This is a genomic window from Mycobacterium hackensackense (genome assembly GCF_025822555.1).
In the GTDB taxonomy this organism is placed as follows: Bacteria; Actinomycetota; Actinomycetes; order Mycobacteriales; family Mycobacteriaceae; genus Mycobacterium; species Mycobacterium fluoranthenivorans.
Genome location: NZ_JACKUC010000030.1, coordinates 1,860,864 through 1,882,412, shown reverse-complemented (window position 1 = coordinate 1,882,412; position 21,549 = coordinate 1,860,864). Strand labels below are relative to the sequence as shown.

24 protein-coding genes are annotated in these 21,549 nt (G+C 65.0%); 13 read left to right on the top strand and 11 right to left on the bottom strand.

What is annotated here, in order from left to right:
• Positions 1–376 precede the first annotated feature (376 nt).
• Positions 377–820, top strand: coding sequence for a hypothetical protein (locus H7J86_RS18585; RefSeq protein ID WP_267292543.1), 444 nt, complete (start codon positions 377–379; stop codon positions 818–820).
• Positions 817–1,125: a hypothetical protein gene (locus H7J86_RS18580; protein ID WP_267292541.1), complete on the top strand. Its 309-nt coding sequence runs from the start codon at positions 817–819 to the stop codon at positions 1,123–1,125. Before H7J86_RS18585 ends, H7J86_RS18580 begins: the two co-directional genes overlap by 4 nt.
• 204 nt (positions 1,126–1,329) lie before the next feature.
• Here the strand turns inward: H7J86_RS18580 and H7J86_RS18575 are convergent, their stop codons facing one another.
• Both H7J86_RS18575 and H7J86_RS18570 read right to left on the bottom strand, forming a co-directional pair.
• Complete coding sequence (locus H7J86_RS18575; protein ID WP_267292539.1) at positions 1,330–1,674, bottom strand: hypothetical protein; 345 nt, start codon at positions 1,672–1,674, stop codon at positions 1,330–1,332.
• Positions 1,675–2,126: 452 nt separating this feature from the next.
• Positions 2,127–3,440 carry a Fic family protein gene (locus H7J86_RS18570; protein WP_267292537.1) on the bottom strand — a complete coding sequence of 438 codons (1,314 nt, stop codon included), beginning with the start codon at positions 3,438–3,440 and terminating at the stop codon, positions 2,127–2,129.
• A 177-nt stretch (positions 3,441–3,617) separates the two neighbouring features.
• Between H7J86_RS18570 and H7J86_RS18565 the strand changes: the two genes are divergently transcribed.
• Both H7J86_RS18565 and H7J86_RS18560 read left to right on the top strand, forming a co-directional pair.
• Positions 3,618–4,082 carry a hypothetical protein gene (locus H7J86_RS18565; protein ID WP_267292535.1) on the top strand — a complete coding sequence of 155 codons (465 nt, stop codon included), beginning with the start codon at positions 3,618–3,620 and terminating at the stop codon, positions 4,080–4,082.
• A 123-nt stretch (positions 4,083–4,205) separates the two neighbouring features.
• Complete coding sequence (locus tag H7J86_RS18560) at positions 4,206–4,724, top strand: hypothetical protein (protein ID WP_267292533.1); 519 nt, start codon at positions 4,206–4,208, stop codon at positions 4,722–4,724.
• Positions 4,725–4,759: 35 nt separating this feature from the next.
• Here the strand turns inward: H7J86_RS18560 and H7J86_RS18555 are convergent, their stop codons facing one another.
• Positions 4,760–4,954: an excalibur calcium-binding domain-containing protein gene (locus tag H7J86_RS18555; protein ID WP_267292531.1), complete on the bottom strand. Its 195-nt coding sequence runs from the start codon at positions 4,952–4,954 to the stop codon at positions 4,760–4,762.
• A 176-nt stretch (positions 4,955–5,130) separates the two neighbouring features.
• Here H7J86_RS18555 and H7J86_RS18550 point away from each other — a divergent pair, with 176 nt between their 5' ends.
• From H7J86_RS18550 to H7J86_RS18540, 3 genes are all read left to right on the top strand, one after another.
• Positions 5,131–5,823: a DUF732 domain-containing protein gene (locus tag H7J86_RS18550; protein ID WP_267292529.1), complete on the top strand. Its 693-nt coding sequence runs from the start codon at positions 5,131–5,133 to the stop codon at positions 5,821–5,823.
• Positions 5,824–6,205: 382 nt separating this feature from the next.
• Positions 6,206–6,802, top strand: a complete 597-nt coding sequence (locus H7J86_RS18545) for a hypothetical protein (RefSeq protein ID WP_267292527.1) — start codon at positions 6,206–6,208, stop codon at positions 6,800–6,802.
• Between the two features lie 346 nt (positions 6,803–7,148).
• A complete protein-coding gene (locus H7J86_RS18540) occupies positions 7,149–7,643 on the top strand; it encodes a hypothetical protein (protein ID WP_267292525.1) in 495 nt (164 codons plus the stop codon).
• Between the two features lie 15 nt (positions 7,644–7,658).
• Here H7J86_RS18540 and H7J86_RS18535 read toward each other — a convergent pair whose 3' ends face one another.
• From H7J86_RS18535 to H7J86_RS18515, 6 genes are all read right to left on the bottom strand, one after another.
• Positions 7,659–7,916 (bottom strand): hypothetical protein, encoded by a 258-nt coding sequence (locus tag H7J86_RS18535; RefSeq protein ID WP_267292523.1) that lies wholly within the window; start codon positions 7,914–7,916, stop codon positions 7,659–7,661.
• Between the two features lie 1,054 nt (positions 7,917–8,970).
• Positions 8,971–9,195 carry a helix-turn-helix domain-containing protein gene (locus H7J86_RS33625; protein WP_372517292.1) on the bottom strand — a complete coding sequence of 75 codons (225 nt, stop codon included), beginning with the start codon at positions 9,193–9,195 and terminating at the stop codon, positions 8,971–8,973.
• Positions 9,196–9,797: 602 nt separating this feature from the next.
• On the bottom strand, positions 9,798–10,160 hold the full coding sequence (locus H7J86_RS18530) for a group I truncated hemoglobin (RefSeq protein WP_090354501.1): 363 nt from the start codon (positions 10,158–10,160) through the stop codon (positions 9,798–9,800).
• A gap of 119 nt (positions 10,161–10,279) precedes the next feature.
• Complete coding sequence (locus H7J86_RS18525; RefSeq protein WP_267292521.1) at positions 10,280–11,428, bottom strand: serine/threonine-protein kinase; 1,149 nt, start codon at positions 11,426–11,428, stop codon at positions 10,280–10,282.
• Between the two features lie 84 nt (positions 11,429–11,512).
• A complete protein-coding gene (locus tag H7J86_RS18520; RefSeq protein WP_090354498.1) occupies positions 11,513–12,052 on the bottom strand; it encodes a hypothetical protein in 540 nt (179 codons plus the stop codon).
• Between the two features lie 303 nt (positions 12,053–12,355).
• Positions 12,356–13,363 (bottom strand): oxygenase MpaB family protein, encoded by a 1,008-nt coding sequence (locus H7J86_RS18515; protein WP_267292519.1) that lies wholly within the window; start codon positions 13,361–13,363, stop codon positions 12,356–12,358.
• Between the two features lie 52 nt (positions 13,364–13,415).
• Here H7J86_RS18515 and H7J86_RS18510 point away from each other — a divergent pair, with 52 nt between their 5' ends.
• Entirely contained in the window at positions 13,416–14,018 is a 603-nt protein-coding gene (locus H7J86_RS18510; protein ID WP_267292517.1) for a TetR/AcrR family transcriptional regulator, read from the top strand.
• 7 nt (positions 14,019–14,025) lie between these two features.
• Here H7J86_RS18510 and H7J86_RS18505 read toward each other — a convergent pair whose 3' ends face one another.
• A complete protein-coding gene (locus tag H7J86_RS18505) occupies positions 14,026–14,493 on the bottom strand; it encodes a hypothetical protein (protein WP_090354494.1) in 468 nt (155 codons plus the stop codon).
• A 209-nt stretch (positions 14,494–14,702) separates the two neighbouring features.
• On the opposite strand from H7J86_RS18505, the gene H7J86_RS18500 reads away from it, so the two are divergent.
• From H7J86_RS18500 to phoU, 4 genes are all read left to right on the top strand, one after another.
• Positions 14,703–15,707 (top strand): acyl-ACP desaturase, encoded by a 1,005-nt coding sequence (locus tag H7J86_RS18500; protein WP_090354493.1) that lies wholly within the window; start codon positions 14,703–14,705, stop codon positions 15,705–15,707.
• On the top strand, positions 15,704–16,876 hold the full coding sequence (gene dusB, locus H7J86_RS18495; RefSeq protein ID WP_090354492.1) for a tRNA dihydrouridine synthase DusB: 1,173 nt from the start codon (positions 15,704–15,706) through the stop codon (positions 16,874–16,876). Before H7J86_RS18500 ends, dusB begins: the two co-directional genes overlap by 4 nt.
• 219 nt (positions 16,877–17,095) lie before the next feature.
• On the top strand, positions 17,096–19,153 hold the full coding sequence (locus H7J86_RS18490) for an LCP family protein (protein WP_267292515.1): 2,058 nt from the start codon (positions 17,096–17,098) through the stop codon (positions 19,151–19,153).
• Between the two features lie 85 nt (positions 19,154–19,238).
• Positions 19,239–19,904 (top strand): phosphate signaling complex protein PhoU, encoded by a 666-nt coding sequence (gene phoU / locus H7J86_RS18485; RefSeq protein WP_090354489.1) that lies wholly within the window; start codon positions 19,239–19,241, stop codon positions 19,902–19,904.
• A 72-nt stretch (positions 19,905–19,976) separates the two neighbouring features.
• Here phoU and H7J86_RS18480 read toward each other — a convergent pair whose 3' ends face one another.
• Positions 19,977–20,489 (bottom strand): MarR family winged helix-turn-helix transcriptional regulator, encoded by a 513-nt coding sequence (locus tag H7J86_RS18480; protein WP_187097018.1) that lies wholly within the window; start codon positions 20,487–20,489, stop codon positions 19,977–19,979.
• Positions 20,490–20,569: 80 nt separating this feature from the next.
• Here H7J86_RS18480 and H7J86_RS18475 point away from each other — a divergent pair, with 80 nt between their 5' ends.
• Positions 20,570–21,544 carry a quinone oxidoreductase family protein gene (locus tag H7J86_RS18475; RefSeq protein WP_267292513.1) on the top strand — a complete coding sequence of 325 codons (975 nt, stop codon included), beginning with the start codon at positions 20,570–20,572 and terminating at the stop codon, positions 21,542–21,544.
• Positions 21,545–21,549: the final 5 nt, after the last annotated feature.

Below are 21,549 nucleotides of genomic sequence, written 5' to 3'. Positions count from 1 at the left end.
CTCGACGACGTGAGCGGCGGTACACCACAGAGGCAGATCTGGATGAACAACCAGACCTACGGCTACGGCCACGGCCTCACACCTCGCCCATACGGCAGCACCGGCAGCCCCACGGACCAGTCACGAGAATCACGTGCACGCTTGGTACAAGCCCGGGGACCCGAACGACATTGCCAGCGCGGGAGTCCCCTATATGCCGGGCGGGCCGGTCAGCAATGGCATGCCACAGGCAGCTCCGCTCACCGGTGGGCCACCGGCAGTGTCGCCTGCCTCGTTCGGCCCGTCGAGTCCGTTCGCGGGACAGGCTGGCCCGGGTGTCGCACCGGGTCAGGCGTATCCGTCGCACGGCGGGAATAGGGACAACGCAGTCGGCGGCTTGCCCCTGGACGCCGCGATGGCCGCGACCAGCGTCGCCGACATGATGCTCCCCGGCGCCGGTGCTGCAGCCAAGATCGGTATCCAGCTCGCCAGCCGCACGATCGGTTACGGCGCGCAGAATCTCGGTATCGCCGCCAACGCGATCGGCGAAACCCTGTCCCTCGGTGATAACCCGCGCGGCGGTATCGGCAACTCGTGGTTGGGGAAGCTCGCCGGCGGTCTCGCCGGCGCCGCACCTGCATTGCCGAACCTGGCTGGGAAGAAGCCGCCCGGCCCAATGGATCAGGTCGGTGGCGGACAGGGCAAGGGCGACACGACGATCAACCAGAACGACCAGAGCATCCACATCAAGAACGAGAAGGCGTCAGAGGATCAGACCGGCAAGGTCATCGCCGAGCAACGCGCCGCGATGTTCGCGCCGCCCGGACAGTCGGGCGGATGACCGGCCAGCAGTGCGAGACATGCGCTCACGTCAACCGTGGTCAACCTGACCACGGTCCCGGCCCCGACATCATCCGCGCCCAACGACTACTCCTGGCCGTGCTGAACCACGACGGTGACGCCGCGGTCCTCGTCGCCGAAGAGATGCACGACTGCCTCGACTGCCGCGGCCGACTCCTGTCGATGTTCCTGATGATGGCCGGCGGCCTCGTCACCCTCGTGACCGGCTCTCGCGAGAACGCGATCGAGTGTGTCGAAGAGGGGCTGGTGAGTGACCTAGACCCCGTCGCACCATTTCGGGGCTGACCCCTGAAATGAGTGCCCCGCCAAGACAGGGTTTGCAGACGCAACGAACCTTGCTGCTCGGTGGTCCGCCCTCAGCGGGGGCGGACCACCGAGCAAACTTGAGCACTCCTGACTCAATCGAACTTGAGTAGGCCAGACGCAAGCAATTTAATTTGCGCCGAAACAAAATGGAACTACAAGAATGTGATTAGCTAGATTCGACAGCTAGCACGCAGCGGGGATTCCCTGTGCCTCCGGTCGCGCTTCAACCGAGCTCAGCTCTCTGATGCTGACGTTGTCTACGACGACCGGATCGGGCTGGCTGGGGCTCTGCAGACCGAGCCCATCCGCGGCAGCGCGAACGGTGTAAACGGCCTCCGCGACTACTCCCTCAATCGGAAAATCGCTGGTAGTTGACATGCCGATAGTTAGGCGGTTGTCCGTAGGCGCGTACGTGAAGATGACGTCGCCCTGATGCCGCTCGTCCAGGACGGCGATGAACTTGTCGACAGCTCCGCGGCCTCCAGCCATGCTGAGGGCAATCTCAACCCAGTAGGTGGGCTTCGCCATGTTCATTTCCCTAGGCATGTCGTTTGCTCAATCATCCGCGCGTTCTGGTCGACGAGGTTCGGAATTGATGGCCACAATATAACTCTCGCTTGGTGTTGTGCAGGACAAGCGCATGTAACAAGTGCGTATTCCCCGGATCTCTCAGAGTATGCCCACCCAGCATCCCTCAGCCGCCTGAGCAATACCTGAACGTGACTTGGACACGTGTCAAGATCCGTCCATTCGGGCATGATCTTGCACTTTAGCGCCGAGGCGGACTCGTCAGAGTGAAGAATTCGCCGCCCTGGCCTTAATGTGCCGTGCGTCACATGCGCCCCTCGTGGATGCCGCCAGCGCCGCCTTTGTGGACCCGTTCGTCGCCACCACCACCCGCCCCACCGTCAGATCACTAGGCAAGCCGCCGGCGGAGATGCCCCCTACCTGACTGGGCGCCGCCTGCAGAGCGGCGATGGTCAATCGGGCGCCGACTCCCCGGAGGGTGAGTCCTGGAGGACGACCAGCTCTTTGAACAGTTCATCGACGGTGACCTCCTCGTTCGCCGCCGACGTGACGGGGTCTTCAATCCACTCTGATCCGTCAAGCGGCTGCTTGCCGGGAGTAAAAGCGTCCATTAGATGCACCGCGGGATAGAAGCCGCTCTTAGCGTCGCCCTCCAGCAACCCCAGTGATCTCAGCTTGCCCGTGTCATGCGACAGTGCACGGTCACCGACGTGGGCGTACATCTCGGCGAGCTCGGGGGTGAGGCGCCTAAGCCGCGACCGTGGCGTCGGTTGATTTTCCGGCAGGGACAGCAACAGTGTCCGACGGCGTTTTGACGTCTCGCCCTGGGTCTCGTATTGAAAGACCTCATGCACGTAGTTCACCCAGGCAACCTGGCGCTGCTGGATTTGAACGAGAGCGATCTGTTCGCGAAGCTGATCTACGAATCCATCTGCGGCGTAAGCGATTAGGCCAATAACGTCACCTTTCCGAGACGCTGCGTCTAGCTTCGAGTAATAGCGGTTGCGGGTGCGGTTGTAGTGGTCCGAAAGCAGACTGCTCGACACCCACGGTACCAAGTGCGAGTGTGCCAGGATCGCGCACTCCAACGCCCCCGCGGTGCGGCCATTGCCGTTGCCAAAGGGGTGAATCCATGCAATGTATAGGTGGCTGAGCACAGCCGCGTAGAAAGCCTGGAAGAACCTCTTGTCGGCGTCAAGGTTCTTGTCGAAAACGTGGTTCAGCATTTCGTTGATCCAGTCACACAGGCGCTCAACGAGATACGGAACGTCTTCAGGGGGAGCTGCACGGTAGACGCTGCCGACCAACAATTGCTTCGTTGTGTACTCGCCTGGCACAACGTGGTCGTCATCGGGAATCCCATCGAGGATCGCGCGGTTCTGAGTTTTCAGCCAATCTGGCGTGACACGCCACGACCCGCCTGAGCGCTGCGCCGCGACGTCGACGCCACGCAACACCCTCTCCATGTTCTCGACCTCTCGCTGCAGGTACTCCTGGGACGGCGGAAGATTGCGACGGTCCTCAAGAATCTCGGTCACCTCGGTCTCGGTCAACGTGTTCCCCTCGATCGCGGTCGTGGCCGAGACACCCTTGATGAGGTAGACCTGCGCGAGCTTCGCGGCCAGGCCAGGCTGCAGCGGAGTACCAGCCATATGGGCACACTTGGAGAACGCCTCGCCAAGACGTACGCTCAGCGTGTCGTACCTTCCGTCTGCAAATTCGAAGGTTATCCAGGGATGTGTGGTCTGATAAAGTTTGTCTCCCATCAGGCAATACTAGAAACTTCACTCATATTTGTCTAGAATTGCGTCCGAATGAGCGCCGGTTTTCGCGTCGGGCGAAACCTGCGTTCATGGTCACGATGCGCCGAGCAGGGAGCTCGACTCGAAAAAGGAGTGCCAGTGAAGACGTATCCAGTGACTGTGCGCCGTTCCGGTGGATGCGTGCAGATCGATTTCCCCTCACTCGGCAATGAGGCCTACGAGTTCGATCTCGAACATCTGGCCGATGCACCCGCTGTAGCGAGGGATCACATCGCAGAAGCAACAGGCGAGGCAACGTCTGACATCGCATTGGCCATCCAGTGGGCCGTCGCGCCACCGAGTCGGCTCCGCAACGTGCACGCACAGTTGAGGCTCCGACACTATTCCGTCGGGTCGATCGAATGGGCAGACAGCGGCGTCTGGAGATTCGAAATCGAGGGGGGTCCTGGACTCGACGGCGCCCGGGCCGCCGGTGTGATCGTGGGTGACGTTGGGGAAGACGGCCCGGACCGTGACCTATGGGCGCCTCAGCACGTGCAGTGGGCAACCAACCTGACGAACTACACCGGCAACGGAATGTACTCGCCGCCCGAACTAGCCGATCGGATCCTGACGACTATCGCCACCGACCACGGTGGCGACTGATCAGCCAAGCGATCTGAAGTGAGAGTGCCAGCTTTCGTTCCCATTGGCATATCCGGCTCCGCGTCCGCTCTGGCGATCGCTGCCCTTTTGCACGCAAGCAGATCGGCGATCAACTGGGGATCAGTGGCAGACTGGGCGGCTGCTGCCGGCTCAGTATTCGCGGCCTTCACTGCGCTGTACATCGCCACGACCGATCGACGCGAGCGTCACCGTGAACGGGCAGCAACGAGTGCGGAGCAGGCTACCCTCGTCATCTCGAAAGTCAGACAACCAGAGGGTCCCGACGGGTACTTCACCGTCGAGGTCTTCAACTACGGGGCACAAGCGGTGCTCGACCTAGCTTTCGATTCAGCACTGTTCGACGACCATCCCAAGGCTGTCGCCGAGGTCGACGAAGCGAGGCGGATGACCACGGTTCTCGACTGTAACCGCCAGCCTTACAGGTTCTTCGTGGTGTTCATCGACGCTGACAAGAGACCAGTCCTCGCGGGCAACGAGCGCGACGGCGATGGCCGAGTTATCCACACCCCTGTCGATCTGACAGCCGTGCATGTGTGGGTTCGCTTTCGAGACGCCGATGGCATCACCTGGCGCCGGTCAAGTACGGGCGGCATCGAACGGATTGGACTGAGGCACCGGTAATTCGTGGCGATTCCAGCCGCTGTGTTCGACCGGTCTCAGCCCTCGCAGGCGACGCCGTCTCCATCTCGAACCTGAGAATCCTTATAGTCAGGATCGCCCTGCGGAATGTTGTACCTGCCGTCCTTGTGCGCTTCGGTGCAGTTCTTGTACGGACCAGCGGCCTGCGCGGCGGGAGCGACGGCTGCGCCGGCAACTGCGATCAAAGTAGCGGCGATCAGCGCACGCACCATCGTGGATACCTCTTCGAACCTCGTCGGCTGGTGTGGGTGTTCCTGCCGTGGCGAGATCGCACGCTACAACGCTCCGAGGTGCGGTGATTCCAGAAGTCGTGCGTTGTCCGTTCTTCGGCTGACACTGTCTTTGAACCCGCAGCACATATTGACGGTCGCGACTATCGTGCGCGGTTATGAGCGCGCCGCCGGGCGACGAAACCGCCGACTACGACGAGGCGCTCCCTGGTGCCCAGACCGAGCTCGCCCCGTCAGCGTCGGAGACGGATGCGCACACCGCGTGGTCGCTCGACGACGGCCCGGAATGGAAGCCACCGTTCTGGTCGCCCGGCCGGATCACCGCGGTGGCAGCCGGGGCGAGCACCGCCCTCATCGCAACGGCCGCGGTCGTCGGGTTCCTGTATATGCGCGACCGCCTGGACGCCGTGCAGGTGCCGGCCGCCGACGCCACACCGACCAGCACCGTTGCATTGCCGCCCCCGCCGCTGCCCGCACCACCGCCGGTCACCATCACCACTGTGGTGGTCCAGCAGGCGCCGAAAACCATCACCAATGTAGCTCCCCCGCCGACTTGGGACAGGCCGACGCCGCCCGTCGTCTTTCCGTCAAAGCCGCCACTCGCAGGCCCGCTTCCAGACCTGATGCCTTACAACGCCGAGTTCCTCAGCAATCTGCGAGTGTACGGCTGGACGATCTGGAATGAGGCGGTGATGATCCAGCGTGGCCACGAGACATGCGCCATGATGCGGGATGGAGAGCCGCGTGGGCTCATCAGCCAGAAGCTGATCGGCGTCGAGCCTCAGCTGACGATGCAGATGGCGATGCAGTTCACCAACATCGTCACGTCGGCTTACCCGAACTGCCCGTAAGTCAAGGGGAAAGATAATCGCAAAAGCGAAGCACGGCAAGGAAAAGGCCGCTGAGCAAGTGGTTCAACCGCCAGGCAATGCCCCTGAACAGTTGTCTACCGAGCAGCTAGTCGCCGGCGCCCGTCGCTTACACGCGCGACTCGCGAGAAGCCTCGATGCCTCGGAAAATGGTGAGTCGGGGGCAATCGACGACATCGCCGCAGCGTTGCGAACAATTCTCGTGCGCGGCAGAGGCGACGACGTTCTTCGCCGACTATGTAGGCGGACGAAAATCGCTCAACCCCAAATTCTTGTGACCAGGCCCACTGCCGATAGCCGCAACGTCGTTTTCGAGTTTGGGGGCCTACCAGCCAGCCCACCGGAGACCGAGTATTCACAGTGGATGGATGTCGACGTTTGGGCGCGTGGAACTGCTCTCATCATCGCGGGTGGACGACCCCGAAAGAACACATGGGAGCAACTGATCACGCACTACGCCAATACATTCGGGGCGCACATGGGCGTTGAAGTCCCGTACGTGCTATCGGCAATGTCGCTGATGTCGACCACAATGGGCGGCAGGCAGCTCACACTCGGCGAACATTTGATCCACTGCGCGGGGATCATCGCGGAGGACGCGCTATTTCAAGCGCTGACCGAAGTGGACGGCCAGTCAATTGTGGTGCCGAATTCACGCCGCCGGGTGCTCAGCCCAATTACGGGGCTGTGTATCCGCATCGATCCGAGCGGTTTGCCAGGGTTCCATCTTGTTGTTGATGATGCATCGATCCCTAGGGCAGACAACGTCGTGCTCTTCAGGGCGAAAATCGAGGGACACTACTACCGGATTGCTACAGCAGACGCGATCGGCCAGCAGAAGAGAGTCAACTCAACACTGTTCTCCGTGCCAGTTCTGAAACGCGCGCTGGCGATTCCGCCTTGGTGGGACGAGCCAGACACCTCCGCGACACCCGACCCGCCCACTGAAGCTAAATGCTGACGCGCTGGGAGACGCGGGCACGCGGCGTTTGGCGTTAGCGATCAGCGCTCGTCGGGGCCGGTGGCGACCCGGCATCCGTCGGTAAGTGGTGGCCCGTACACCGTTGCACCGCAGCCGGGTTCGCGACACCGCCATGTGCGGTGGCCGCCGCGCTGATCGCAGGAGCATCCGGCGTGGCCGACGAGGACGCGGTTCGGGCCGAGCTGGTGGCCCGCTGGGCAGTGCGTCGGCGCCTGCTCAACCCAGCGCCCCCGGCGATTGCGGTAGAGGTCACCGAGGCGGGGCATGCGGGCAGCGTAGGGCGGGGTGCCGACAGGATGTCGGCTGGCGGCAATACCCTCAGCTCATGACCGCCAGTTGGCAGGAGCAGTACGCGCGAATGCAACGCTCACATCGACGACTCAAGGACGCACTCGCTCAGCGCACCGAACCCGGTGACCCGGACTATCCGCCGCTCGACGCGTTCTACCATTTCTGTTGCGACGCACTGCATTTCCGCGACTGGATTTCCAGTGACCTTCACGAGCATGCATCGGCGGCAGTCGAGGCGATCAACCAGCACACGGCGCTGTCGATCTGCTCCGATGTGGCGATCGGTGGCAAGCACCGGATCATGAGGCAGACGGCGCGAACGCCAGGCGGCCCATCGACGGCAGAGAGGGTAGGCGTGACGATAATGGCCCCTCTGGCAGGCTCCGACAGCGTTGGCTGGACCCAATACACAGTTCATGTCGACGCCGGCGACCACGGCACACTCGACGCATCACAGGTCGCGGACGACGCGATCGCCGCCTGGGACGCGTGGCTAACCGCGAGAGAGATCGCCGTGCCGTCGGCCTGATAACCAGCCAACAAATCAGGTCGACGCCTCGGCCGCCTTCCCAAACCGCTCATACGCACCCTGCCGCGAAGTCCCCAACGCAGCACCGATCAAGTCCCACGTATCCCCGGCAGCACACGCAGCAGCCACCGCAGCCACCAATTCGGCATCCGCTGCGGCCACAGCATCCCGCGCCGCGATAATCCGACGGAAGTGCGACGCATCACGCGCATCCTCCGGATTCACCTCGACAGCGTCGAGGAAATGTTCAAGCTCGTTCTGTCCTGCCTTCACCCTCGTCATGCTTCCCCACCCGACCTGCCGAGGCTGCGCATTTCCCGCAAAGTGTCGACACCCGCCTGGAATCAGGATCCTCGGACAGCCATCGAGTCTGATCTCGGCATCGCTTGATGACCCCGTCAGAATTCTTGAAGGGGGGGCCGGGGGGTTGGCTCCTGACCCCCGAATCAGGATTTCTCTCCCCCCGGGTGGAATGGTCGGAGGCCGGTAGGCCCTTGTCAGGGTCAACCCTGGAATGGGATCTTTTGGTGGAGCCGACAAAAAGGCTGGTGAGGACCATCTTCCCGGCGCCGGGAAAGAGCTGCGACACCCTCTACGTGACGCAGGTCGGGACCTCAGTGACAACCCAGTCTGTCGGCGCCGACAACGTGGCTGCCAGGACCTTATTTGACCCCCGTTGAGATGGACATCGCGTCCCACTCAAAATCCGCGGCCCTGCTGTCCGCCTGGCGGACAGCACTTCATCGATCCGCGCGGCTGGTCTCAGGGTTTGAGAGGGAGCCGAAACCACCGCTCAACGAGTCCAACCGTGGTCAGGTTTGACCACGGTCGCCATAGCAGGTCGGTGAGACATCATGATCCATGAAGACTTACTCACTCGACGAGGTCGTTGCCGAATGGGGCTTGACCGAAGATATGTCGGATCCGGTGCGGTGGTTGGCGAATCAGATCCGGGCGGGTCGGGTTCGGGCCCGGAAGATTGGTCGGTCGTGGCGGATGACGCAGGCTGATGTCGATGCGGCACTGGAGGTTTTCGCCTCAAAGCCTCCTCCGACAGCGGTTGCGGGACAGCCCGACGAGCTGCGGCGTGGGTTGTCGGCGGCCTCGCTTAACAGGCGCATTGGAGGCTGACGGTTCCTTGCCAACTCACTTGTCAGTGGTGCTGGCTAGCCTGTCCAGGGGTCAGGATCCCGATGCGCGATGGCGGCGCGATGCTGGCTTCTCAACATCAAAAACCTCGGGGCCCTGACCGTCTGACAGAAGCACATCGTTGGGCTTCCCTCGCGCGCTCTATGCCCCGCTGCGCGGAGCCGAAAACCCCGGCGTCTCAAATGTTGCATTTGCTACCCCTAGGTCCGGTCATAGATTGCGGGGTCGCGCCCACTCCGGTTCCCAGGAACGGGACATCATCCAAAGCATCAACGTCCTCTGCCCGTATCCGGTACTGCCGCCCGCTCCTGCCCACTGCGTAGGCGGGTAGTTCACCGGATTTCACGGCTTCCCGGATCGTTGCTGCCGAGACCTTCGCGTGCTCGGCAGCCTCAACAGCCATCAACCAAACAGTCATTGCCGCTCCAATCGAGTCGAGAGTCGCCCATCCTCATGCAAGATCATCTTGATTGCCGACCGCAGCCCTCTCGGGTCAGATTCTTCAGATGACACTTCAGTCCTACTCACTACAACACCTTGTCGATGCCGGCTTAGCTCCGTCAGTTCGATGGTTAGCAACCGGCATCAAAGACGGCCGAATCCCTGGCCGGATGATCGGCCGCTACTGGAAGAGCTGGCGGATGACGGATGAGGACTTGGCCGACTACCTGGAGGCAGCTAGACCCGCGGCGGTAGCCATTCGGCCAGCCACCGAGACTTCCGAGAAGGCGCCCGTTCCGGAGGAGTCGTGGGGTTTGATTCGATCGGGGTTATCGGCACGCAGCGCTCGCCGGTTGATCGACTAGCTGGAGACCAAACTCCAGCATCGGTTATTCATCGGTAATGGCCGGTATCTAGGCGATCCGAGCGAGTACCAACCGGTAGCGTTCAGTTATGTGATGCCCGCTCAGGTGTGGTTTTTGAGATTCGTCACGCTACATCGAGTTCTTTGACCCACAATTCCGCAGGTCCCAGGTTCGAGCCCTGGTGGGGGCACCACCCGATTCAGGCGCTGCGCGCCGTCGCGATCTCGTCGGCCAACGGCGCGACAGCGCCGATGATCTCGGCCACCAGCTGCTCAGGTACCCCTGCGGCGGTCAGGCTGTCCGACAGATGCCCGGCGACCAGAGCGAAGTGGTGCGGGGTGATCCCACGACCCTGATGGACCTGGCGCATGGGTGCGCCGGTGTAGGGGTCGGGCCCGCCGAGGGCGGCACCGAAGAACTCGGCCTGTTTGCCTTTGAGCCGGGCCATGTTCGTTCCGGTGAAGAAGCCCGCCAGCTCGTCGTCGGCGAGCACACGGACGTAGAAGTCCTCGACGACGGTCTCGATGGCCTCCGCCCCGCCGATCTGTGCGTAGATGCTCATACGTCAAGGACACCGCGTCGCCGTTGCCGCCCCGTTTCGGCGAGGTACCTGCCACGCTACAAGGACCTCACACCCTCATGCATGCGATTTCACCTGTCGCCGAACATATTTGACGACTCTCAGCCTTGACCGTGTTTCGGCTTGTGCCCGTTGGTATTTCCCTTGCCGTTACCGCCACCGCGATCCTTGGGCGGGCCCTGCTGGTCCGTGGGGACAGGCGCCGGTGACGGCGGCGGCACCACGGAAGTCGTTGGCGGCGAAGGCTCGGAGGTGGTCGAGCCGGCCGGCTCAGGGACGCTGGGCCGCGACGCGGAATCCACGACGAAGGCCAACACCACCATCACCACGACGGCGATGGCTCCGATCACCGCGATCACCGGCCGACGCCGCCGGCGCTGCCGCCGCGCCGGGACCACCCTCGTCGTCGGATCGACCGGTGGACTCTCCAAAACCCGGGTCGGCGGGCGCACCGGCAGCCCACCTGGCAACGCGGCACGCATCTCGGTGGCGCTGCCGAAGTCTCGCGCGAGTGCCCGCTCGATGACGTTCACCAGTGCGGGGTCGGCATCGGGCCGCAGAGCAGCCAGCGGCGCACGCAGCCCCTCGGAGATGGCGCGGACCAGTTCGGCGAGATTCTCCTGTGGGAAGGGCCGTCGACCGGACAGCGCTTGGTAGCCCACCACCCCGACGGCGTACAGGTCATCGGCCGCCGTCGCCGGCCGGGCGGCGATCCGCTCCGGTGACAGGTAGGCCATGGTGCCGATGATCTGGCCGGTCATGGTGTCCGCCGAATCGGCAAGCTTGGCGATTCCGAAGTCGGCCACCTTCGCCGTTCCGTCTTCGGTCAGCAGGATGTTCGCGGGTTTGATGTCGCGATGCAGCACGCCCGCCCTATGCGCCGCCGATAGCGCGGACAGCACCTGGTCGAGCAGTGCCCGCACCGCATGATCCGGAAGTGGGCCGTGATCGAGCGCGTCGGCCAGCGTCCGTCCGGACAGCCGTTCCATCACGATGTAGGGGGTGGTCCGGTATTCACCGACATCGTGCACCGCCACCACATGCGGATGACTCAGACCGGCCGCCGCACGGGCCTCCACGTCGAACCGTCGCCTGCTGTCCGGTTGTGCACTCAGCGGCGCAGAGAGCAGTTTGATGGCGACCGCACGACCCAGCCTGACATCCCAGCCCGAGTGAACCTCCGCCATACCGCCGCGGCCCAGCAGCCCCCGCAGTTCATACCGGTCGCCGAGAAGTTCCGGGCGCTGCATGCCCACCACGCTAACCTGCCCGCCGCCCAGCGGAATCGACGGTCAGACCAAGGCCAACCGATGGCAGCGCCCCGAAGCCTGCGTCTAGCCGGGCCCGGCCGCGTTCTTGTAGATCGTCGTCGCCTGATCCATCGCCGTCATACCGTTCTTCACATCGACGCTGATCGCCTGGACCGCCGCCTGGCCGCCCTCCGGAGTCAGCGTGTCGCACTTCGCCCCGGCCTGTTGGTAGCTGTCGACGGCACTCTGCAGCGCGGCCGTCATATCGCGCCGCGGGGCGGGCAGCATCGCCTCGATATCCCCGGCAGCCTTGGACAACCGGTCGCAGGAGGCCTGCATGGCGCCGAAGTCCTGCCCCTCGGCCGCCGCTTGCAGGCTCTTGATCGAGTCGTTGACGCGACCCAGGGCCGGCATGAACTTCGTCACCCACTGCTGGGTGGCGCCGGCCTGCACCTTCATCGACACCGTGGGGTTGGCCGACATCAGCGCCACGCCGGCCTGTGTCGGGACGGGAGCCCCCGCCGCGGTGATCTGCGTGGGCTGAGCCAGCACAACTCCGGCCACGATGGCGCCGGCGCCCACCGCGAAGACCGCCGAATACCAGACGCGCAGTGACGTGGACATCCTTCTCCTGACACAACTAAGGCCCCGTCGGAACTGTCAAGCAAAGGCTACGCGACGGTCCCGGCTCTGGCCAGCACGGTCATTTCGGTCCCTGGGCGCGGCCGCACCGATGGCCCACCACCCGCGATACCGTGGTCACGGCAGGTGTCAGATCGCACAGGCCCGGCCCGGCGCGTCAGCCAGGGTGGATGCCGAACCGCGGTCAGCAAATTGATTGACGCCTGCGCAACCAGGACGCACGACCGGACGATCGACAGTCCGCACGCCGCTGCGACGCCCCCGCAGTACGATTCAGCCCTGGTGTCAGCCGACCTTCGGGCAGTAGAAATTGGGGCTGTCGCGGTACTCGACCGGCGGCAGATTCCGTGCCGGGGTCTGCACCAGCGGCGAGTCCACCGGAATCCGGCCCGTCGCCCGGTCCATGGCGGAACGCTTCCGCGGATGCATCAATCTGCGCTTGGGACCGAACTTGGTGACCAGCGTGATCCCCGCGCACAGCCGGTCGTGCAGCCATTGCTGACGGGGCGACCAGGTGTAACCCATCAGGTCACGGATCGGCGGGTCGTAGAGCGCCACCGTCATGAACGTCAGGAACCGTTGCATGACCTTGAGGTTCTGCGCCCAGAGCCAATCCGGAATCCATTGCAGCGAAGGATGTTTGGGCATGGTCGACAGATCCATCACCTCACGCGCCGCATAGTTGTTCTCCAGTACGTTGCGGCACATGTGGTCCCAGTACTCCTGGAATTCCTCCCAGCTCTTGGGGACCGGCCGCATGCTCATCCCGTACATGCGGTACCAGGTGATGTGCTCGGAGAACAGCTGGCGTTTGTCGGCCTCGGTGATTCCGCCGCCGAACTTCTCGGCGGCCAGCAGGGTCGACTTGAAGAACGTCGCGTGCGCCCAGTAGAAGACCTCCGGGTTCAGCGCGCTGTAGCGGCGGCCCTGCTCGTCGACGCCCTTGATGCCGATGTGGTAATCGCGCACCTCGGCGCCGGTCTGTGGCGCCCGATAGCCGTCGAACACCACGCCGCCGATGGGATAGATCGACCGCATCAGCCGCGGGATCCGTTCCATGAAGAAGATCGAGTGGTCCTTCACCGCCGCACCCAGCTGTGGGTGCATGTTCTGCATCGAACCCGCCCAGGTGCCCTGGAACAGGCCGGTCCATTGACCGAAGTACTTCCAGGTCAACGAGTCCGGGCCGAGCGGGACCGGCGGCGCGTCATAACCACCCGCAGACACCGGGCAACCCGCGGCGAGTGCAGCATCATCGGCCGCCGGGCATGTCGGCGACGTCTCTTGTGCCACGGACGCCCTTTCCGTCAGGGGCAGCCATATTCTGACTACACTCGTTGTCACTATGGAGCTTAGGAGCAACGAGCCGTCCGGTCAACGACGAGGTCGCTGGTCGGGAGTTCCCCTGCGCGACCGTCAGGTGCTCCGGCGCAGCGAGCTGATCGCCGCCGGCGTCACGCTGCTCGGCGGGCCGGACGGGCCCAGCCTCACGGTGCGCGCGGTGTGCCGGGCAGCCGGTCTCACCGAGCGCTATTTCTACGAAAGCTTCAGCGACCGAGATGAATTCGTGCGCGCCGTGTACGACGACGTGTGCACCACGGCAATGACGGCGTTGGCGTCGTCGAGCACGCCGCGCGAGGCCGTGGAGGCATTCGTGGCCCTGATGGTCGACGATCCGACGCGGGGACGGGTGCTGCTGCTGGCCCCGGAGCGCGAACCGGTGCTCACCAGGTCCGGCGCCGACTGGATGCCCACGTTCATCGGGCTGTTGCAGAGCCGGCTGAGCCACGTGAGCGACCCCGCCCGCCAACAGATGATCGCCACCGGACTGGTCGGCGCCCTGACGGCCCTGTTCACCGCGTACCTGGACAACCGCCTGTCGGCCACCCGGCAGCAGTTCATCGACTACTGCAGTGACCTGGTGTTACGCCGCGCGGCGGCGCACTGACCCCGACCTACTGGTCGGGGGTGCTGACCTGCGCGAGATCCGCTTCCTGCTGGGAGGCGGCCTCCAGCTCGGCCTGCTTCTGCTCGGCCTCGGCCTTGGCGGCGGCCTCGTCGGCGGCAGCCTTCGCGGCCCGGCCGTCCGGGCTGGCGACCGAGGCACCGGGGTTGGTGGCAGTCGCGTACGAGCCTGCGCAGTTCAGATAGAACTGAACCTGGCTGGACACATGCACACCGTCGTTTGCGCTGGCGAAGGGCGCGGTCTGCGAGCGCGTGACGATGCAGTCGCCCTCGCTGAGCTTGTCCCCGACCCGCGCCGCCACGACGACCGTCTGACCCGCATCACTTGCCGCGGAGCTTGCATCGCTATAGGTCTGCCCGGCGTACGAATCGGCAGCGGCCACACCGGTACCGAAAAGCGCGGTGGCGGCCGCCAGCGCACCGACTGTGCCCGACCCCAAAACGATCAGCTTTTTCACGTGTGGCCCTACTCCCATTACTCAGGGTTTTGTTGTAATCGACAGAGCGTAACGTGCCTTGTAGTGGGCCGCATCCTTCCCGTCGACGTCGACGGGATTCGCAATCGTGTGAAAACCGTTACACGACGGCCCGGACCATGAACTTGATGTAACCGGAGTCCACAGATATATTGACTGCTACCAACAGGTACAGATAACTGGGAGCGAACGTGCCGCAAGATCTACCCGACGTGCAGTTGTTGCGTGAACTTGAGCCCGTCGTCGAACAGAACATCAACCGGCATCTGTCGATGCGCAAAGACTGGAACCCCCACGACTACATCCCATGGTCGGACGGCAAGAACTTCTATGCGCTCGGTGGTCAGGAATGGGATCCGGAGCAGTCCAAACTCTCCGAGGTCGCCCAGACCGCAATGGTGCAGAACCTGTTGACCGAGGACAACCTGCCCTCCTATCACCGCGAGATCGCGATGAACTTCACCATGGACGGCCCGTGGGGCTGGTGGGTGAACCGCTGGACCGCCGAGGAGAACCGGCACGGTATCGCCCTGCGCGACTACCTGCTGGTCACCCGCGCCATCGATCCGATCGAGCTGGAGGAACTGCGCGTCGAGCAGGTCACCCGCGGCTTCTCACCCGGCCAGAACCAGCAGGGCGACCTGTTCGCGTCGACCCTCTTCGATTCCGTCGTCTACGTGACGTTCCAGGAACTGGCCACCCGCGTCTCGCACCGCAACACCGGCAAGGCCTGCGAGGAGACCGTCGCCGACCAGCTGCTGGGGCGCATCTCCGCCGATGAGAACCTGCACATGATCTTCTACCGCGATATCAGCGCCGCGGGCCTGGACCTGGTCCCCAATCAGGCGATGAAATCGCTGCACCGGGTGCTGCGCAACTTCAAGATGCCCGGATACACGGTGCCGGAGTTCCGCCGCAAGGCCGTCATCATCGCCGTCGGCGGTGTCTACGACCCGCGGATCCACCTGGACGATGTCGTGATGCCGGTGCTGAAGAAGTGGCGCATCTTCGAGCGCGAGGACTTCACCGGCGAGGGTGCCCGGCTGCGCGACGACCTGGGGCTGCTGGTGCAGGAACTCGAGGAGACCTGCGTGAAGTTCGAGGTGGCCAAGGAACGCCGACTGGAACGCGAGCGCAAGATGGCCGAGAAGAAGGCGATGAAGAACCTGCTGGTGTCGACCTCCGCGGCAGGATGACTCTCACCACCCACCGTCCGACGTCGGCCCGATCCCTGCGGATCGGGCCGATCTCATTGCGTTCCCCCGTCGTGCTGGCCCCCATGGCCGGCGTCACCAACGTGGCGTTTCGCACCTTGTGCCGGGAGCTCGAGCAGGCCCGCGCCGGGACGGTCAGCGGCCTCTATGTCTGCGAGATGGTCACGGCCCGCGCGCTCGTCGAACGCCATCCGGTCACCCTGCACATGACGACCTTCGCGCCGGAGGAGTCCCCGCGGTCGCTGCAGCTCTACACCGTCGACCCGGACACCACCTATGCCGCGGCGAAGATGATCGTCGACGAGGGCATGGCCGACCACATCGACATGAACTTCGGCTGCCCGGTGCCCAAGGTGACCCGCCGTGGTGGCGGTTCGGCCATCCCGTACAAACGCCGGCTGTTCGGCCAGATCGTCGGTGCCGCGGTGCGCGCGGCCGAAGGTTCCGGCGTTCCCGTGACGGTGAAGTTCAGGATCGGCATCGACGACGCCCACCACACCCACCTCGATGCCGGCCGGATCGCCGAGCAGGAAGGCGCGGCCGCGGTCGCGCTGCATGCCCGCACCGCCGCCCAGCGCTATTCCGGTGCCGCCGACTGGAGTCAGATCGCGGCGCTGAAACAGCACGTCACCACCATCCCGGTGTTGGGCAACGGCGACATCTTCAACGCCGACGACGCACTGGCGATGATGGAACAGACCGGATGTGACGGAGTAGTCATCGGTCGCGGCTGCCTGGGCCGGCCCTGGCTGTTCGCCGAATTGTCGGCGGCGTTCACCGGCCGGCCGATCGCCACCCCGCCCACCCTCGGCGAGGTGGCCGACATCATGCGCCGCCACGGTGCCCTCCTGGCCGCGCACTTCGGCGAGGACAAGGGCATGCGCGATATGCGCAAGCACATCGCCTGGTACCTGCACGGCTTCCCGGCCGGCGCCGACGTCCGCCGGGCGCTGGCACTGGTCAAGACCTTGGACGAACTCGACGCGCTGCTCGGCGAGCTCGACGGCGAGGTGCCGTTCCCGCCCGCTGCGTCCGGCCCGCGCGGCCGTCAGGGCTCACCGTCCTCGGTGACGCTGCCCGAAGGCTGGCTCGACGATCCGGACGATCTCACGGTGCCCGAAGGTGCCGATGTGATGCATTCCGGCGGCTGAACCGACCCCTGACATAGTTGCGTCTGAAACGATATTGAGATGGCCCTGTCACTTCCTCGGGCTGGCTGACGCTCAGGTTGTCTCAGTACGATGAGGGCCCACTTCACCCCTTCCGGCTGGCGGAAGGGGGTACCGGGCTGCTAGACAACAATGCAGCCCCCACGACCACGCGTGTGCAACGGCGCGCACGTCCCCGCGAACGTCGAAGGCCGGTACGACATGAGTGACGGCGACAACGCCACTCCCGGTCTTTGGGGTCCCGCGGAGCCGTCCGATCAGGACGGCACGAAGCCTTCACAGGGCTCTCAGCGACTTACCCGATCGACCCCGCCGGGACCAGGTGCCGCGCCGTGGGAGCGCGCCCAGGGTGTGCTGCCGCCCGATCGACGGCCTGACGTGGAAGGCACCGGTAACCACACCGACGGCGTCGCCGTTGCCGACCTGATCGCCAAGCTCGCCAACGAGTCGGGCACCGGCGGCCGTCGCCGGCGCCGCCCCGCACCCCAACCGACGGCACCCGAGCCGACCGTGGAGGAACAGGCCGCCGCGACCCCCCTGCTCGAAGACGACCCCGTCGCGCCGGCGGACACGGGCGCTACGGGCGATTCGGACACCGAGGTCATCCACATCGCGTCGGCCTACGCCTCCGATTACACCTCCGTACTTCCCGATCTGGCCCTGGCTCATCCGGACCGACCGGCCCACATCACCGCCGCACCTGCGGCTCCGCGGGGCACCCACCGCCGGGCCCGCATCATCGGCCGGGTCGCCGCGGCGCTCATCGCGGTATGCGCGCTGGCACTCACCGGTGGGGCCTGGCAGTGGCAGTCGATGAAGAACAACAGCCTCAACAAGGTGTCCGCACTGGACCTCAACTCGCGCGATATCGTCGACCCCACCGCCCAGTTCGGGGACGAGAACTTCCTCATCGTCGGTGTCGACAGCCGGATCGGCGCCAACAGCGATATGGGCGCGGGCAGCACCGACGACGCCGCAGGCGCACGCTCGGACACCGTCATGCTGGTGAACATCCCGGCCAACCGCAAACGGGTGGTGGCGGTGTCGTTCCCGCGCGATCTCGCCATCACGCCGATCCAATGCCAGGCGTGGGATCCGTCCACCGGGAAGTACGGCCCGGTCTATGACGAACAGACCGGCGAATACGGTCCCGACGAGGTCTACACCGAGACGAAGCTGAATTCGGCGTACGCGTTCGGCGGCCCCAAATGCCTGGTCAAGGTCATCCAGAAGCTGTCCGGCCTGTCGATCAACCGGTTCATGGCCGTCGACTTCGCGGGCTTCGCGAAGATGGTCGACGCCCTCGGCGGGGTCGAGGTGTGCAGCACCACCCCGCTGGAGGATTACGAACTGGGCACCGTGCTGTCCACCGCCGGTCGGCAGATGGTGGACGGGCACACCGCGCTGCAGTATGTGCGGGCCCGCCAGGTCACCACCGAGGTCAACGGTGACTACGGCCGCATCAAACGCCAGCAGCTGTTCCTGTCCTCGTTGTTGCGGTCGCTGATCTCCAAGGACACGTTCTTCTCGCTGAGCAAGCTCAACAACGTCGTCAACATGTTCATCCAGGACAGCTACGTCGACAACATCAAGACCAAGGATCTGGTGGACCTCGGCCAGTCCATCCAGGGTGTGAACGCCGGGCGGATCAGCTTCATCACGGTGCCCACCACCGGGCAGACGGACTCGGACGGGAACGAGCCGCCGCGCACCGACGACGTCCATGCGCTGTTCGACGCGATCATCAACGACGATCCGCTGCCCGAGGAACGCAACGCCGACAACACTCCCGTCCCGCAGACCCCGGAAGCGCCGAGCGCGCCCGCACCGGGCACCGCCGAGGTGGTCGACGCCGTGGCCACCGACCCGAGCCTGGTCACCGTCCGGGTGTCCAACTCGACCGGCGAGAACGGCCTGGCCGCCGACGCCGCCTCAGCCCTGCAGCAACACGGTTTCAACGTCGACGCTCCCGACGACTATCCGGGGCCGCTGAACTCGACGACGGTGTTCTTCGCTCCGGGCAATGAGCAGGCGGCCGCGACCGTGGCGTCCTCGTTCTCCAACGCCACCATGGAACGGACGACGGGCCTGGGCAGTGTGGTGCGCGTCGTGCTGGGCTCGGACTACCGCACGGTGACCCCACCGCAGCCGAGTGGCTCGGCGGTGCAGGTGCATCTGGTCCACGGCGTCGCCACCGAGCCGACGCGCCTGCCCGAGGACCTGACCGTCACCAACGCGGCCGACACGACCTGCGAATAGCCGCACACCGCCGCCTGCGGCCATTCATCGCGAGTTCACCTGCGGCATCGTGACGATCCCGCATCGCAACCGTAGGCTTATCGCCATGCGTACCGCGTACCACGAGCAGCTTCAAGGCCTGAACGATCGACTGGGCGAGATGTGCGGCCTGGCAGGTCAGGCGATGGAACGCGCCACTCAGGCCCTGCTCCAGGCCGATCTGGTGCTCGCCGAGCAGGTGATCACCGACCACGAGCGCATCACCGAGATCAGCAAGGAAGCCGAGGAAGAGGCGTTCGTCATCCTGGCACTGCAGGCCCCGGTCGCCGGCGACCTGCGCGCGATCGTCAGCTCCATCCAGATCGTCGCCGACGTCGACCGGATGGGCGCGCTGGCCCTGCATGTGGCCAAGATCGCCCGTCGCCGCCACCCGCAGCATGCGCTGCCCGAAGAGGTGAACGGCTACTTCGCCGAAATGGGCCGGGTTGCAGTCGAATTGGGCAACAGCGCCCAGGAGGTGCTGCGCACCCTGGATCCGGAGAAGGCGGCCCAGATCCGCGAAGAGGACGATGCGATGGATGATCTGCATCGCCATCTGTTCTCCGTCCTGATGGACAAGGAGTGGCGCCACGGTGTCACCTCCGCCGTCGATGTGACACTGCTGAGCCGGTTCTATGAGCGCTTCGCCGACCACGCGGTGGAGGTGGCCCGCCGGGTGATCTTCCAGGTCACCGGTGAACTGCCGGCCGACGACGAGGCCACCCCGCGCTGAGCGGTTCCCCTTCGCTACGCTCGCCGGGATCATTCCCCTTCGCTACGCTCGCCCCGCGATCATTCCCCTTCGCTACGCTCGCCCCGGGACGATGCGCACCCCCTCCTTGCGTGCGGCCAGCAGATCGCGCAACACCGTCTCCAGCACCTGCAGATCCGCATTGCTGTAGCGCTGCAGGAATTCGCGCATCCCGCGGTCCATCTCGTCGTGCAGTTCGCCGTGCGCGGCGGTGACCAGCTCCCCGTCGGCGGTGAGGCCGAGCGCGATCTCCTTGCGGTTGCCGGGCACCGGTGTGCGCTCCACCAGCCCGGCCTCGACCAGGCGCTGCACGTGTTTGGACACCGTCCCCTTCAGCTGACCCGACCGCGCGGCCAACCCGACCAGACTGAGCGGGCCGTCGGCGATCGCGGCCAGCAGGTGCATCGACAGGGTCGGTAGCGCGCGGACGGTACCCTCCAACCGCTTCGGGCAACGGGCGGCGATGAAATCGCGCTCCGGGTCACCGTCCTCATCGGTGTCGAACTTGTCGCCGACAGCGCCGATCAGCGCGTTGATCGCGTCGACCAGGGCGGCCTTGGTTTTCATGGAAACAATCTTGCCATCCCGGCCCCGTCGGCATACATTGTTTCCATAGAAACTATTTCTACCGAAACTCGAGGAGCGCCATGAAAGCAGCCGTTGTCACAGCATTCGGCCAGGTTCCCGCCTACGCCGACTTCCCCGATCCACAGGCCGGCGAGGGGACGGTGACCGCCACCGTCGAAGCCTCCGCACTGACGAATCTCACCAGGGGATTGGTCAGCGGAAAGCACTACGCCAGTGGCGAACTCACCCTGCCCACCATCCCCGGCTTCGACGGGGTGGCGCGCCTACAGGACGGGCGACGGGTGTACACCGGAGCGGTCGCACCCTACGGCATGATGGCCGAGCGCACCCTGATCAGCACCCACGGCGCCGTCGAGTTGCCCGCCGCCGTCGATTCCGTCACCGCGGCCGCCGTCCCCAATCCCGGCATCTCGGCGTGGACGGCACTGGAACATGCGGCGGCACTGCGCCCCGGCCAGCGCGTACTGGTGCTCGGTGCCACCGGCGTCACCGGCTCGATGGCGGTGCAGCTGGCCAAGACGGTGTTCGGCGCGGGCCGTGTGGTCGTCGCCGGCCGCGACACCGCCCGGCTGGACTGGCTGCGCACCGTCGGGGCGGACGAGGCGATCGCACTGGGCGAGGACGACCTCAGCGCCCGGGTGTCCGCGCTGCACGCCGAGCAGCCCTTCGACGCCGTGTTGGACTACCTGTGGGGACAGCCCGCCGAGACGGTGCTTTCCGCCCTGGCCGCGAGCCACCCCTCGGCGCACTATCACGCCACCCGGTTCATCCAGATCGGATCGATGGCCGGACTGACCTTGACGCTGCCCGCCGGAATCCTGCGCGGTACCGGCATCGTGCTGTCCGGTGTCGGCATCGGCAGCGTCCCGCCCGAGGTGCTGGCGCGGGTGCGCACCGAGGCGTTGCCCCGGTTGTTTGACATGGTCGCTACCGGCACCCTCGAATTACGCACGGCCACAAGGCCCTTGGCCGAGGTAGCGCAGGCCTGGACCGCCGCCGAACCGTCCGGTACCCGGGTCGTGCTCGTCCCCTGAGTGGC